The sequence below is a fragment of the Coleofasciculus sp. FACHB-712 genome (genome assembly GCF_014695635.1).
Classification (GTDB): Bacteria; Cyanobacteriota; Cyanobacteriia; order Cyanobacteriales; family FACHB-T130; genus FACHB-T130.
In genome coordinates, this window is sequence record NZ_JACJOQ010000396.1 from 1 (window position 1) to 14602 (window position 14602).

The following is a 14602-nucleotide window of genomic DNA, read 5'->3' on the forward strand; positions in this document are numbered from 1 at the left end:
TTTGAACCGCATAGCCACCAGTTTTCCTTAGATGAGGAAGCGCCAGGATTTCGTTTATTTAATCTGTATCCAGATGGCAGGATTGAAACTAGGGTGGAACGGGTTGCTTACGCGCATGAGTTGGATTTGGCAGCTACTGGTTATTAAGATAGAAGTTGGTATTTTTAAAAACCCGCTTTCTTGAAGAAAGCGGGTTTTTTTTGACGCGATCGCGCTTCCAAGCGATTATTTTTACTGACAATAGTTGCGCGATCGCTTGCAACATAGGTGAAAACACTGAGCCATTGTTTGCTGAGAGGGGGATATCCTTTGAGTCAAGGGTTACATCCCACCTCTACTCCCCCATTACTTATGACTCAACCAAATCTTCTGAAACTTACCAAGAAAAAGCTTCCAAATCTTCGCTGGTATGCTTGGTTTCCTTATCCCAGTTCTTGGCTGAAAGCTTTTGTTTTAATTCTGTTAATGAGCGGACTTACCGCAATTGTCAGGATGACTAACACTGTCGGCTACGTTACAGCGAGAATTGTAGATAGCCCATCGCTGTTTAGTGTTTTTGGAATACTGGCACTGCTATCTCCAATTGCTACGATTGCGTTTGCTCATCACTTCTTACATTTGTTTATCAATCAATTTTTCCCATCAATTCAGGCACCAGAAGTAGGCAAAATTCAAGGATTAAGACCAGGACTGCTCAGTTGGTGGGAAGGATTATATGGTTGGCTAGCGATTGTTTTGGCTACCTTAATAACCATTGAGTTTATTTATCTTTTTTCTGCCTTTATTCAACCTCAGTTACAACACTCTGTATGTTAATAATAATCTTTGGTCTGAAACAATACAGGCAATAATAGCTGTTTTTTGGTTTTCTAGTTCCGCATTTATATACCAAATTGATTTTTTAATGAAACAGCGCTTGATTTCTATTCATTCTTTTAATAATAAAGCTGGTAGTGTTAGCTCAAATCTTGATCTAAACTCGGAAATAGAAATTGATCGTCTTCGAGGAGATATAGGCATTACCCAAATGAAGGGAACGGTAAAACCCAAAAATCAAAATATCTCAAAAGGCTGGCGAAAACACCAAAAAATATTAAGAAGTTTATTAATAATTTCTTTCATTCCTCTAGTAGCAGTCGGAAGCTTTTGGTTGGGAAAATGGTCAGAATCAAGAGAAAATATACCTGTTGCTGCTGTCTCTATCGCTCCATCGCCAGTGCTATCTGAACCAATAGAAGCTATACCAAATGTTACTACGGCTGAAACTCCAGAAACTCAGATAGAACCTTTCCAGCAGGCAGTTAACAAAGCAATGAATGCCGCCAAACTCACCCAAACAGCTCAGTTTAAAGCTGACTGGGATGCGATTGTGAGTCAGTGGCAGGAAGCGATCGCGTTAATGAAAGCTGTACCACTTGAAAGTGCGAATTATCAGGTAGCTCAGAAAAAATCAGTCGAGTATCAAAGTAACTTAGCTTATGCTAAGCAACGAGCGGCTAAATCTTCTAAATAAGTTCTGTAATAATAGCGATCGCTTCCCATTTGACAGGAAGCGATCGCTTTTTCCTTAATCTCCAGTAGCAAAGGCCCGCAACTGGCACTGATTACTACTAGACTTCACAAAGCCGAGCGATATTTCAAAAGCTGATAGATAAAGCGATTTTGAGCGATTTTGCACGCCTTTATTCGCTAGCTTGCCAATGCACGAAAGGACGCCCAGATGCCACGGTTTTAGAAACAATCTTGGTATAGCCAGGAACCCAATCGAGATTCACGCGAAAATAGACTTTACCATTGCGAAACTCGAAGCTATAGGAGTGTAAATCTGGAGAACTTGCCTGACCGACGCAGGAGGCATAAGCTTCTTGCAGTGGAGCTTCATATTCCACAAACGTATTGCCTGAAGATGAAATTTTCCCATTACTCGCGATCGCTTTCGTGTCAGCGACAACTGTATGATCGGCAGCACCTTCAGAAGGTAACAAGACTGTCCAAAGTCCGACTGATGCGGGACACGTTCCTGATTGCTGTTCTACAGTCAATTGCTGGTTGGGTTGTTCTGAAGACACATTGGATGCTGGCTGAGCTAACGTCGAAGTAGATGTATTCAGCAGCAACGCAGACAAAATTCCTAAAGTGGTCGCGAGTTGTACGGGTTGAAAAGGGGGAATTTTGGAGAGGAGTTTTTGGGGAATTAAAGTCGTTAGTGCCATTTGAAGTGCCTGCCAGCGTCTCAAGTGAAGAGCCTCTATAAATAGGATCGCTTGGCGCAGGCGCGATCGCCCTCCTACAGATTGGTTAACCCGATCGGGTGATAGATCCGTATTTTTTCGGAAATCGGAAAGATAAATCTTGAAGATTAGATGATGAATTTGTTCCCAATTCATCATTTTTAATGATGCTTTTGGAAAATTCATTCTTCTGACTACTGCCTTTGGCTTTCAACCCATCAAAAGACTTTTATCGGCGCGAAGGATGAAAGCCTCCACTGCAATCGAACAAAAGGGTTAAAGAGTGAACAAAACCATAAGTCAGAGTCAAAAAATTCCCTATCCAGAAGAGCGTGTTTCCACTAGACTGTATGCGAAAACTAGCCCCATGTATTGCTCTAATCTCCTACAAAGTGTGGCGGAAGCGACTCACCAACTGCTGACGAATCGCGATTTTGCAGTCGGCGTGAATCAAGCTTTAGCAATTCTAGGCAGAGTAACGGGAGTAGATCGAGCTTATATTTTTGAGATTCATCCTCATCCAGAAACCTGTGAATTAGCCTTTAGCCATCGATTTGAATGGACAAAAGAGTTTGTAACGCCTCAAATTCACAATCCCAATTTACAAAACCAGGCATTGGCGGCTTGTCGCATCAGTCGGTGGTACGAAGATTTGCAAGCTGGGAAGGCAGTTCGGGGTTTAATTCGCGAACTTCCAAATGACGAACGGGAAGTTTTAACAAACAAGCAAATCTCCTCTATATTAGTTGTCCCAATTTCTTGTAATGGCAAACTTTGGGGCTTAATTGGCTTTGACGATCGCCGCTACGATCGCCAGTGGTCAAAAGATGAGGAAGCTTGTTTGATAACGATGGCAGCAAGTTTCGGGAAAGCGATCGCTCATCAGCAAACAACTGAAACTTTACGGCAAAGCGAATTACGGCTGCAACAAATTACCGCTAACGTACCGGGGATGATTTTTCAGTTCCTTCAGCGTTCGGATGGTTCCCAGGCTGTCCCCTATGCCAGTTCCGGTTGCCGCGAACTGTTTGAATTAGAGCCGGAGGCGATTCAGGCAAATTGTGGCAAGGAATTAATTTATCCCGACGACCGCGAGGCTTATGAACAATCCATCGCGGTTTCGGCGGCGACACAGCAACCTTGTAAATGGGAAGGTCGGATTCAGACTCCCAGCGGCAAAATTAAATGGATTCAATGCGCTTCTCGACCAGAGAAGCAACTCAATGGCGATATTCTCTGGGATGGGTTGGTAATGGATATTACCGACCGAAAGCGGGGTGAGGAGGCGCTGCGAAGTTCTGAGGAGAAGTTCGCATCCGCTTTTCGTTCCAGTCCTGACTCGATAACGATTACCACCCTCAAAGAAGGACGATACATTGATGTCAACGAAAGTTTCCTCAATCTTTCAGGTTTCCAACGCCATGAAATTATTGGTCATACGACATTGGAATTAAATATCTGGGTGAATCCAGAAGACCGCATCAAAGTTATCCAGCAGGTACAGGAAGAAGGTGCTGTCCGCAACCAGGAATGCGAGTTTCGCAACAAGTCTGGAAAGGTAATAATAGGGCTTTTCTGTGCAGAAATCATCAACTTGGAGGGTGAGCCGTGTTTGCTGACAATTGGGAACGATATCACTGAACGCAAGCAGGCGGAAATAAGGCAGCGCTTGGTGCAAGAACGCGATCGCTTGTTGGCAGAAATGGCGCTGCGAATCCGCAAATCGCTGGATTTGGACGAAATTTTTAACACTACGGTGGCAGAAGTCCGGTCGTTTCTGAAAGCCGACCGCGTCTTCATCGCTTCCGACACGACGGGAAAAGGCAGGGTAATGGCTGAATCCGTAGAACCCAATTACCCGCCGATTATGAACTGGGTACTTGACGATCGAAGTTCCCTGGAGGAGATGCGAACCTTGTTTGAGGCGAATCAGGTTCGAGTCGTTGAGGATACAACCCAGGCGACGGTTCACCCAGCGATCGCATCCTATTACCGCGATTATCACGTCAAAGCCGCCGTGGCTGTCCCAATTCGCGTGAAAGGCGATCGGCTATTGGGTGCATTAATTGTTAATCAATGCAGTGGAGCGAGGCGCTGGGAGCCGATCGAGATTGATTTGCTGGAGCAATTAGGAACCCAAGTTGCGATCGCCATTCAGCAATCTTGCCTCTTCCAACAGGTACAGGAACTCAATACCAACTTAGAATGCCAAGTTCGGGAACGTACCGCTCAACTAGAGCAAAAAATCCAGGAAGTTCAAGAACTATACGAACTGAAGGATGTCTTCCTCCATGCCGTTTCCCACGATCTGCGGACGCCGCTCACCGGCTGGTTACTGGTGTTGCAGAATTTGTTAACAGCGAATGGCAACGAACAAAAGACAATTCCAGTTTCTCGCTCAATTTTAGAGCGGATGATTCAAAGTAGCGATCGCCAACTCCGCTTGATTAACTCCTTGTTAGAAGTTCACACCAGCGAAGTGCGAGGTTTTGTCTTGCAGCGCGAACCAGTTCAACTTAACTCTCTCATTCAAGAGATTGTTGAGGATTTTGAGCCGTTGTGTGTCAAAAATCAGGCAATTCTGATCGATCAAATTCCTTCTGAACTGCCCACAGTGAACGCCGATCCGCTTCAGCTGCGGCGCGTGTTTGAAAATCTACTCACGAATGCTTTTAACCATAACCCACCCGGACTCAGGATGATTCTTAGGGCGACCGTTGAAGAACAGACGATTCGCTGCACTATTGAAGATAACGGTGTTGGGATGAATCCAGAACAATGCGATCGCGCCTTTGAACTTTATGCCCGTGGTTCGCAAGCACGACGCTCAACGGGTATTGGTTTGGGATTATATCTTTGTCAACAGATTGTACAAGCTCACGGTGGCAAAATTGGCGTGACTAGTTCTCCAAAAGCTGGTGCAACCTTCTGGTTTACTTTACCTTTTGCAATGTCACCATAAACAGAAAGATGTTATTAGTCTAAGAGCTGTTTTATGCCTGCTTACTAGACCAATCTGATTTAATTTATAAGATGCTAGTCCTTTAGATACCCAACTTCTTAGAGAAGTTGGGTATTTCGTCTTCAATCCAACCGAGAAACGCAATAATAGGACTCTTGTACTGACTAGATTCCTATGCTGACTAGATAAAGATGCCAGATGAATGAATCCTGGTACATCCTTAACGATGGCTACTAACCAATAACTAAAGCATGGTTAAGAATCACCCGATTGGGTGATTCGCTAAAAGAAGGTTAAATGTATGGTTTCCTCTTAAATTAGAAAATAAACCTTTGAGCGATCGCTCAATCGGTGAAGATAATTGAAAATCAAGTCTTGCTTGTTATCGTGGCAGCAAAATTATTACTTTTGATAGAAAAAAAAGATTAGACTTTACATTTTCTGTGCCAGTTTCCTTCCAATCACCTATGGACTGCATTTTTAAAGCGGGGATGGGAATACTAAAGGATGAAGGCTATAAAAAAATGAAAAACCAGAGAAGTTGAAAGTTACCGTAAAGCGTAGCTTTTCACACTTCGGACTTCATTTTTCAGGGTTTTTAGCCTGTTAATCTGGTGAAATTGTTGAAAAATGGTTGAGTTAAAAAGAAGTGAAGTAATTGCTAATGCCTGAATATCTAGAAGCCATCCGGGAGTGTTGTCGGGACGAAGCCGCCTTTGAAAAGCTCAAACAAATTCTGGCTGACGGCGAGATTGAAACGATTCAGAAAACAACAGACAAGCTAAGACAGCAAAAGTCGAAATTTCAAAGAATGGTTGCTAACATACCGGGCATGATTTACCAGTACCTGCGGTGCCCGGATGGTCGTGAGTCCATCGTCTGTGCCAGTTCCGGGTACCAAGAATTGTTTGAGTTAGAACCAGAAAATATTCAGGCGAATTTTCAACTGCTTAAGGATTTAATTCATCCCGAAGATCTCAAAGGGTATGAAGAATCTGTAGATATTTCTGCCGCCACGCTGCAACCTTGGGCTTGGGAAGGTCGTATCGTCACGCCGACTGGCAAAATTAAGTGGGTACAATGCGCCTCTCGTCCGGAAAAGCAGGCGAACGGTGATATTCTCTGGGATGGCTTGCTGATGGAAGTGACAGAACGCAAGCGAGCCGAAGCAGCACTAGAGCGAGAACGCAGATTATTTATCAGAGGGCCTGTTACAGTCTTCCGCTGGGTTGCCCAAGAAAATCGACCAGTGGAATATGTCTCGCCCAATATCAGTCAGTGGGGTTATCAACCGGATGACTTCATGAGTGGCAGGGTGACGTATGGTAGCGTTATTCATCCCGATGACTTAGCTCAAGTTGAGGCTCAGACTCAAGCGTATGATGCGGCTGGCTTAAATTTTCAGGAACAGGACTATCGCCTGATTCGCTCTGATGGTGAGGTGCGATGGGTTTATGAATTCACCAGCGTTGTCCGCAATGACCAAGGGAACATCACCCACTACGAAGGATATATTCTCGATATCACCAAGCGAAAGGAGGGGGAAGTCCAACTCCGGGCTGCGGGAGAACGCGATCGCGCTAGCATCTGCGCTCTGAGTGCGGCTCGCTTACTAGGAGAGATTGCGTTGAGAATTCGGCGATCGCTGGATCTCGATCAAATTCTCAACAACACCGTTCAGGAGGTTCGGCAATTTCTGCAAGCTGACCGAGTTTTCATCGCTCACTTAGATACCAATTCTCAAGGCAAAGTTGTAGCAGAATCAGTGGTACCGGATTGTCGATCGATTCTCGGCTGGGTGACAAGTGACCGTTACCTCAGAGAACTTAAATCCTTCTTTAAACAAGGTCAGGTTCAGGCAATTGATGATACAGAGAAAGTCGTTAAATCTCGCTTTCATACTGCCTACTACGCTCAATATCAAATTAAAGCCAGTTTATGCGTTCCCATTCTGGTGGGAAACGAGTTTTTTGGAATGTTGATCGCCAATCAATGCAGCGGATCGCGTCATTGGCAGCAGTTTGAAATTGAATTGCTCTGTTCGCTAGCAACCCAAGTCGCGATCGCTATCCAACAAGCACAACTTTACGAACAAGTATCCACTCTGAATACCTGTCTAGAGCGGACTGTCGAGGAGCGCACTGCCCAGTTACAGCAGGTAGTGGCAGAACTCCAAGAAATGAACCAACTCAAGGACGTTGTTTTACATACAGTTTCTCACGAACTTCGGACTTCGGTAATTGGAACTGTAATGGTGCTAAAAAATTTGCTCAATCAGCCAGCGGAAAAAATTACCCTTTCTCGTTCAATTGTCGAACGCATGATTCAAGGGAACGAGCGGCAATTGGGAATGATTAATTCCTTGTTAGAAACTCATTCTAGCGAGGAAGAGGGCATTATCCTCCACTGCGAGCCTATTCAAATAAAGACTCTGTTTGCAAAGATTCTCCAAGGCTTAGAGCCAACGCTGTCGCAAAATCAAGCGACACTAACGAATCTTGTTTCCGCTGATTTACCCTTGGTCATGGTCGATCCAGCTCAGTTACAGCGAGTTTTAGAAAACTTATTCAACCATATTTTGAAGCATAATCCCCCCAAACTGAGCCTACATCTGAGCGCCACCGTTGAGTCTCAAAGACTGCGCTGTACGCTTCAGGATAACGGTATCGGGATGAGCCAACAAGAGTGCGATCGCTTATTCGATCTTTATATCCGAGATCCGAGATCCAGTTGCTCGACTGGCACTGGTTTAAAATTGTATCTTTGCAAGCAAATTATCACAGCCCACGGCGGGGAAATTGGAGCGAATAGCAGTCCTGGATTAGGGACAACCTTGTGGTTTACATTACCTCTAAATCGGGTTGCTTCTTAGCCTTTTAGTCTTTGAAGTTATATCGAATCCGGTTAATTCATCAACCTTATAGAAAAATTTCTTGACGCCTCTCCGTTCACGGAGAGGCGTCAAGAGAGTGACATTCCTTCTTTAGTGAGGAATCTTACTCAAAGCGTGCCAAGTGCGATCGCCAACAATTCCATCCGCAATTAAACCAGAACGCTTTTGGAAAGAACGCACCGCTGCATCTGTTGCTGGGCCGAAGTTTGGGCTAGTTGCAGCAGTAAAATCGCCAGTTGTCTGTAAAAGACGCTGAAGCGTGACTACGATTTGACCTTTGCTGCCTTTTTGCAGGACCGGCATATTGACGGGCGCACCCTTGTAAAGCGCCTGCCAAGTCAGATTTCCCACGATGCCATCTTCTTTCAAAAAGACGCGGTGCTGGTAAGATTTCACTGCATTTTCAACTACGATATCGAAGATTCCATCAATGTCACCGTTATAACTTCCCCAGTGAGTTAAAAGTCTTTGTAGTTCCTCAACCGATGCTCCTTGAGAACCGCGCTGAAGTACAGGTTTGTTGGTCTGGATGTTAGCATTTGCTTGAGTATTAATTGGAGCTTGCATGGTTAGTGTTCCTTGAAGTGATTTGGTGTTCCTTACACTTACTAAGGTAATGTTTAGCTCTCAGCTTCCACTTCACCCAACTAGCTCATTCTTTTGGATGATATTGATTCTTACCACCTTTTAAAAAAGCTTTTATTTAAGTGCTAATGCTTGGTATTTCTCGAAATCATCCATTCGGATGAATCAAGAGCATGAGGTAGATAAAATAAATCATATTATTTTGATAACTACTGTTTTTTTTAACAGTTGAATTGTATAGATAGGATTTTTTTTAAAGTGTTGTTGACCATCTAAATAGCTGGACACGATTAAACTAAAGACTCGTGAGTTAGTTTGCTGAGCCTTGGCAATCTTTCATCTAGCTTAAGACAGAATTGATGTTCACCCAGTTGGGTGAGACAAGGGGATGAAGTGCGATCGCTTCTAATCGTCTTAACCTGATACCTGACACTGAATTCAAGGGTGCATGGTCATGTTGTCATTCTACTTATACGCTCGACGCATGGGGTTTATTCTGATTCACCCGGAGGCAATTACAAAAACTCCCCGTCTGACTAGCAGACAATCTTTAATCGAGCCAAAACTACAGGTTTCGACGCACCAACAGTCAGCACAGTTTACGGAAAGTAGACATCAAATCGCACAACTTTATCACTTGGAGCGTCGGACATTTCTGTAGAAATACAATGAATCGCATTCCTACAGAATTTGGTCTAGACCAGTCCAGAACGAAGCGCAACAACAGCTGCCTGAACCCGGTCATCGACAGACAGTTTGTTCATGATGCCACGGACATGGGTTTTGACCGTGTTGGGGCTGAGGTAGAGGGCGGCAGCAATCTCCGGATTGCTTTTGCCTTCTACCATTAATTTCAATACCTCTAACTCGCGCTGCGATAGCGTTGAAACACTGCCGGTCACTGAAGGCGGTTTAAGATGGTCAATTACTCGTCGTGCAATTTGCGGATCGAGGTAGGTAGCACCTTCTTGGGCGGCAGCGATCGCAGAGAGCAAGCGTTCGACGCTGGCACCTTTGATGCAGTAAGCATCCGCACCACTAGAAAGGGCGGCAATAATCTCGGTTTCTGTCGTATGGGAGGTCAATACCACTACCCGGATATCAGGAAGCGCTGCCTTGATTTGCTGAGTGGCGGCAATTCCATCTAGTCTTGGCAGACCAATATCCATAACCACCAGATCCGGTTTCAGTTTAAGAGCAGCTTCAACGCCTAAATAGCCATCTTCGGCTTGTCCGACAATCGTGAACTGCGGATGAGCGGCTAATGACTGCTCCAAACCCAACTGCATCATGGGATCGTCTTCTACAATCAAAACTCGCAATGGCTTTGACTCGGTTGGTAGATTCTGGGGTGATTCTGTTTCGGAGGGCATGGAATTAAATGGCACTTTACACTTATGGTAAAACCACGCGGATTGGCAGGTAATTCGGATAAAGCGGATTTCCTCAGACCAATCCTAATCCCTTCCGGAATTTAAAAAGTAAAAGTTAAAATTAAAAATTGCCAAAGCCCTATATTTTTAGGAAATTTTGAAGTTTTATAGTATTTCGCGCTGATTACTGCCTGGAATCTCCCTTTCTTAACCTCTCTCCCTCTCTTCCTTCCACTTGCAAGGGGATGCGGTATTGTCCAGCAACGTAATAGAAGAAGCGATAATAATTGGGAAATTGTTTAGAGGGCGATCGCCCCTGCCAGTAGTAGCGTATCCTTCCCTGAATCAATGTCAATCGCATCAAACTGATATCTGAACGCAGTTCTACATAAAGTTTTCCAGTAACTCCTTGTTGGGTAGTAAAGTTCTGCTGCGTGAATTGATGGGGGGGTTTTTGCCCTGATGGCGCAAGTTCAATTTCTGGCAAGCGATCGCCCGCCACTCCTAATATTTCCACCTCTGGGTCTTGAGGATCTCTAAAAGCTCTTCCATCCCGATTGTCTGGCATTGGCGCAGCAATCCAGTTACTGGGATAAGGAAACTCGAAGCTATAACGCGGATTTCTATACGTTTTCCAGGTTGGCGGCTGGGTATCCGAGGCGCGACAACTCCACAGCATTACACAGAGTGCGATCGCATAAACAACAACACGCCAGTTGCAACAAGCTTCGACTCTCTGACTTCTAACAACCGATCTAGGACGCCGGACCCCTCTGGGAAGGTTATTTAGCAATGGACACCGCCGAAACCTATCTCCGTTCTGCTTGCTTATATTCCTTACGCCAGTTCGTCCGACTCTGCCGGAAACTGTTAAGCAATGTAACAATATTGCCGTCATGCTGGCATGATGTCTTGACAGCCCGGAATAAGGCAGATAACCTGTGAAATATACCCGGGTAGAACAACTGAAAAGTTATATGCAAGACAAGCAAAAGGTTACGTTGTATCTTCCTCCAGGTCTCCATCGCCAGCTCAAAATTCGCTCAGCTGTTGACACGGAACCCATGTCAACAATTGTCGAAAGAGCGATCGTCTTCTACTTGGCTAACCCAGAAGTGGTTGATGAGGTAGAAGCAATCCAGGGAAGGACTCATCGAGTCTATTCCTGTCCGGAGTGTACTAGCTCTGTGGTACTGCGAGATGGAGAAATGGTTTCCCTGGATAATCAACCAGGTGTAATCGCTGAAGAGCTGACTACCCTTGAAAATGCCAGAGGTGAACTCGGCACGGATTCTCAGGGAGAAGAGGCATTGGTTCCCTGTTAAAGTTCCAAATCCTCCAGACTGCTTGAATTCCTCGCTTGCTCACGTTGGTTGCGGTTGATAAATGTTTGGCTAGTGGTTGTGCCGTCTCTAATGGGTCGATAGATATGAAAGAAGAGCTAGATATTCTGGTTCAGGCTCAATACCCCCTCATCTACCTAGTAACTTCCGAAGAAGAGCGGGCAGAGCGAACAATTGCCAATATTGCTCAGACAAAATCCCTGGCTCGGCGCGTCTACATTTGGACTGTCACCCACGGCATAGTCGAGTACGGTCAACCCCGCCATATTACCCAGCACAACACCGTCTCCCCAGAGGCAGCGATTGAATGGGTAGTACGCCAAAGAGAGCCTGGTATCTTTATTTTTAAAGACTTACACCCTTTTATTGACTCACCGGCAACAACGCGGTGGCTGCGGGATGCGATCGCCAGCTTCAAAGGGACACAGAAAATTATCATTCTCATGTCACCCGTTCAGCAAATCCCCATTGAGCTGGAAAAGGAAGTCGTCGTTCTAGACTATCCTTTGCCAGATTTGGCAGAACTGAACCAAGTGCTATCTAGCCAGTTAGAGCAAACCCGTTCTCGCCGCACCACAACTGAAGTTCGGGAAAAACTGCTAAAAGCAACCTTGGGTCTGACGCGGGATGAAGCCGAAAAAGTTTATCGGAAAGCTTTCGTCAAAACCGGGCGTCTGACGGAAACAGAAGTCGATATTATTCTTTCTGAGAAAAAGCAGCTAATCCGCCGCAACGGCATCTTGGAATTTATCGAAGAAGATGAAACCATTGATTCGGTTGGCGGTTTAGAAGAGCTAAAGCGATGGCTGAGACAACGTTCCAATGCTTTTACAGAGAAAGCAAGGGAATACGGTCTGCCCCAACCCAAAGGGATGTTAATCCTAGGGGTACCGGGATGTGGCAAATCTCTCATTGCCAAAACCACTGCCCGCCTCTGGAGTCTGCCACTTCTGCGCCTAGATATGGGCCGAGTGTACGACGGCTCAATGGTGGGGCGCTCAGAAGCTAACTTGCGGAATGCCCTAAAAACGGCTGAATCAATTTCCCCAGCGATTCTCTTTATTGATGAACTGGATAAAGCATTTGCCGGTACTTCTGGGTCTGCTGACTCAGATGGAGGTACTTCCAGCCGCATCTTTGGTTCTTTCCTTACCTGGTTGCAAGAAAAAACGTCTCCGGTGTTCGTGATGGCAACTGCCAACCGGGTTGAACGTCTACCGGGTGAGTTTCTCCGCAAAGGACGCTTCGACGAGATTTTCTTTGTAGACTTGCCGACTGCGGAAGAACGCAAAGAGATTTTCAATATTCACCTTAGCAAGCGGAAGCGAGACATTTCTCGCTTTGACCTCGACCAGCTAGCTAAGGTATCCGATGGATTTTCCGGAGCAGAAATTGAGCAGGGATTGGTCGCGGCAATGTACGAAGCTTTTGCCCAAGACCGCGAATTTACCCAGCTTGATATCATCGCGGCAATAAAAGCCACTCTGCCGCTTTCCCGAACCATGAACGAGCAGGTAACGGCCCTGAGGGACTGGGCCAGACAGCGAGCGCGACCTGCTGCGTCCTCCGTCGCCGAGTATCAGCGACTGGAGTTCTAAAAGCTTTCTCCTGCTCCCAACAGGAGGAAAGGCTAGCAGTTTGCTAGCAGTTTGACAAAAAAAGCCGCCCAGTAATGTGTCCAGGCGGCAGACTCACATCCACAAGTTGTCGTTTCTCTTAACTCTCTACTGGAGGAAATCCAAATGTCTCACTTTAGCACTCTGCGTACCAAAATCACCGATGCCGAAATCCTGAAAGCTTCTCTCCGCGACCTGGGTATCAGTGTTAAGACCGAAGCAGATGTTCGGGGTTATAACGGTCAGCGGGTTCGTTCTGACATCGTTGCAGTTCTGGAAGGCGAGTATGACCTCGGTTGGTCTCGCAACAGCGACGGTTCTTTCGACCTGATTGCTGACCTGTGGGGCGTCGCCAAGAAGCACAACCAAACCGAACTGATTAACTCGATTAATCAGAAGTATGCCGTGAACAAGACCTTGGCTGAAGTCAAGCAACGCGGTCTGCAAAATGCCAACGTCAAGTTGGTTGTGCAAAAGTAATTTGTGTGCGCGTTCCCAAGCTATCGGGTTAATCAACTTTAGGTTAGCCCGTTTTTCCTATCACCCAGCTCTAACTAGAGCTGGGTAATTTTTTTATGGGAGTAATGACAGAATAGCGGAGCGATGCGATCGCGCCTCAGCAGTACAATGACCGATAACCCAGAAAAACATCATCGTCGCTCCATTCGTCTCAAGGGATATGATTATGGGCAAGCTGGTGTAAAAGGCGATGTTTGTTAGGAGAAATTATCGATGGAGTAATACATCCAAATCTCCTATTCGGAGGATTTCGGCATAGAGTATCATGCTTGCTGTTCTTCCAAACAGAGCCAAGCGATCGCATTCCATCACTAATCAAAAGTAGCGAACTAACAGGTCGGCGCTTCGCGATCGCATCCATAAAAAAAGGGTGAGCATTTGCCCACCCTTTTAACTCTAAGCTAAAGCAACAGCAGGTTCAGGCCAACGACCTACAGCTTTACCAATTACAGACATCTCTAGCATCAGGCGGTCGAAACGCTCTGGTGTCAGAGATTGTGGGCCGTCTGAAAGGGCTTTCTTCGGGTTGGGGTGAACTTCAATCATCAACGAGTCAGCACCAGCAGCAATTGATGCCATCGCCATCGCAGGCACGTATTCAGACTTACCTGTACCGTGACTGGGGTCAATCATAATTGGTAGGTGAGTCAAAGTTCTCAGCACCGGAATTGCCGACAAATCCAGGGTATTGCGCGCATATTGACGGTCAAAGGTGCGGATACCGCGTTCGCACAAAATCACGTTCGGGTTGCCAGCAGCCATAATATACTCCGCCGCCATCAACCAATCTTCAATCGTCGCCGCCATTCCCCGCTTCAGCAGCACAGGCTTTTCTTGCGCCCCTACTTTCTTCAACAGGGAGAAATTTTGCATATTTCTGGCACCGATTTGGATCACGTCAGCAAATTCTGCCACCACATCCAATTCAGGGCTATCCATCAATTCCGTAATAATGCCTAAACCTGTTGCTTCCCGCGCCGCCGCTAGCAAATTCAAGGCACTTTCACCGTGTCCTTGGAAAGCATAGGGCGAAGTCCGAGGCTTATAAGCACCGCCGCGCAAAAACTGCGCTCCCGCCGC

13 protein-coding genes are annotated in these 14602 nt (G+C 45.9%); 8 read left to right on the forward strand and 5 right to left on the reverse strand.

The genetic code is table 11. The features are described 5' to 3' along the window. Positions 1 to 351 precede the first annotated feature (351 nt). Positions 352 to 816, forward strand: coding sequence for a hypothetical protein (locus H6F50_RS11595; RefSeq protein ID WP_190428814.1), 465 nt, complete (start codon positions 352 to 354; stop codon positions 814 to 816). Further along, positions 755 to 1513, forward strand: a complete 759-nt coding sequence (locus tag H6F50_RS11600; protein ID WP_190428815.1) for a hypothetical protein — start codon at positions 755 to 757, stop codon at positions 1511 to 1513. The genes H6F50_RS11595 and H6F50_RS11600 overlap by 62 nt, the downstream gene beginning before the upstream one ends. A 169-nt stretch (positions 1514 to 1682) precedes the next feature. Here the strand turns inward: H6F50_RS11600 and H6F50_RS11605 are convergent, their stop codons facing one another. Then, on the reverse strand, positions 1683 to 2390 hold the full coding sequence (locus tag H6F50_RS11605; protein ID WP_190428816.1) for a hypothetical protein: 708 nt from the start codon (positions 2388 to 2390) through the stop codon (positions 1683 to 1685). 124 nt (positions 2391 to 2514) lie between these two features. Here H6F50_RS11605 and H6F50_RS11610 point away from each other — a divergent pair, with 124 nt between their 5' ends. Both H6F50_RS11610 and H6F50_RS11615 read left to right on the forward strand, forming a co-directional pair. Beyond that, on the forward strand, positions 2515 to 5193 hold the full coding sequence (locus tag H6F50_RS11610; RefSeq protein ID WP_190428817.1) for a GAF domain-containing protein: 2679 nt from the start codon (positions 2515 to 2517) through the stop codon (positions 5191 to 5193). 664 nt (positions 5194 to 5857) lie between these two features. After that, positions 5858 to 8065, forward strand: a complete 2208-nt coding sequence (locus H6F50_RS11615; RefSeq protein ID WP_190428818.1) for a PAS domain-containing protein — start codon at positions 5858 to 5860, stop codon at positions 8063 to 8065. A gap of 111 nt (positions 8066 to 8176) precedes the next feature. On the opposite strand, the gene H6F50_RS11620 is transcribed toward H6F50_RS11615, so the two are convergent. Beyond that, complete coding sequence (locus H6F50_RS11620) at positions 8177 to 8653, reverse strand: peptidoglycan-binding protein (RefSeq protein ID WP_190428819.1); 477 nt, start codon at positions 8651 to 8653, stop codon at positions 8177 to 8179. A 472-nt stretch (positions 8654 to 9125) separates the two neighbouring features. Here H6F50_RS11620 and H6F50_RS11625 point away from each other — a divergent pair, with 472 nt between their 5' ends. After that, positions 9126 to 9332 carry a hypothetical protein gene (locus H6F50_RS11625; RefSeq protein ID WP_190415360.1) on the forward strand — a complete coding sequence of 69 codons (207 nt, stop codon included), beginning with the start codon at positions 9126 to 9128 and terminating at the stop codon, positions 9330 to 9332. 34 nt (positions 9333 to 9366) lie between these two features. Here H6F50_RS11625 and H6F50_RS11630 read toward each other — a convergent pair whose 3' ends face one another. Together H6F50_RS11630 and H6F50_RS11635 are read right to left on the reverse strand one after the other, a co-directional pair. Continuing rightward, on the reverse strand, positions 9367 to 10044 hold the full coding sequence (locus tag H6F50_RS11630; RefSeq protein ID WP_190428820.1) for a response regulator: 678 nt from the start codon (positions 10042 to 10044) through the stop codon (positions 9367 to 9369). A 184-nt stretch (positions 10045 to 10228) separates the two neighbouring features. Further along, positions 10229 to 10723 carry a hypothetical protein gene (locus H6F50_RS11635; protein WP_190428821.1) on the reverse strand — a complete coding sequence of 165 codons (495 nt, stop codon included), beginning with the start codon at positions 10721 to 10723 and terminating at the stop codon, positions 10229 to 10231. Positions 10724 to 11021: 298 nt separating this feature from the next. Here H6F50_RS11635 and H6F50_RS11640 point away from each other — a divergent pair, with 298 nt between their 5' ends. The 3 genes from H6F50_RS11640 to H6F50_RS11650 all read left to right on the forward strand — a co-directional run bounded on the left by H6F50_RS11640 (position 11022) and on the right by H6F50_RS11650 (position 13483). Next, complete coding sequence (locus tag H6F50_RS11640) at positions 11022 to 11369, forward strand: hypothetical protein (protein WP_190415708.1); 348 nt, start codon at positions 11022 to 11024, stop codon at positions 11367 to 11369. A gap of 104 nt (positions 11370 to 11473) precedes the next feature. Then, positions 11474 to 12985, forward strand: coding sequence for an AAA family ATPase (locus H6F50_RS11645; protein WP_190415355.1), 1512 nt, complete (start codon positions 11474 to 11476; stop codon positions 12983 to 12985). Between the two features lie 144 nt (positions 12986 to 13129). Beyond that, complete coding sequence (locus H6F50_RS11650) at positions 13130 to 13483, forward strand: DUF1257 domain-containing protein (RefSeq protein WP_190415354.1); 354 nt, start codon at positions 13130 to 13132, stop codon at positions 13481 to 13483. A 435-nt stretch (positions 13484 to 13918) separates the two neighbouring features. Here the strand turns inward: H6F50_RS11650 and aroF are convergent. Continuing rightward, positions 13919 to 14602 (reverse strand): 3-deoxy-7-phosphoheptulonate synthase (aroF, locus tag H6F50_RS11655; RefSeq protein WP_190428822.1); only part of this gene is annotated, 684 nt, incomplete at its 5' end.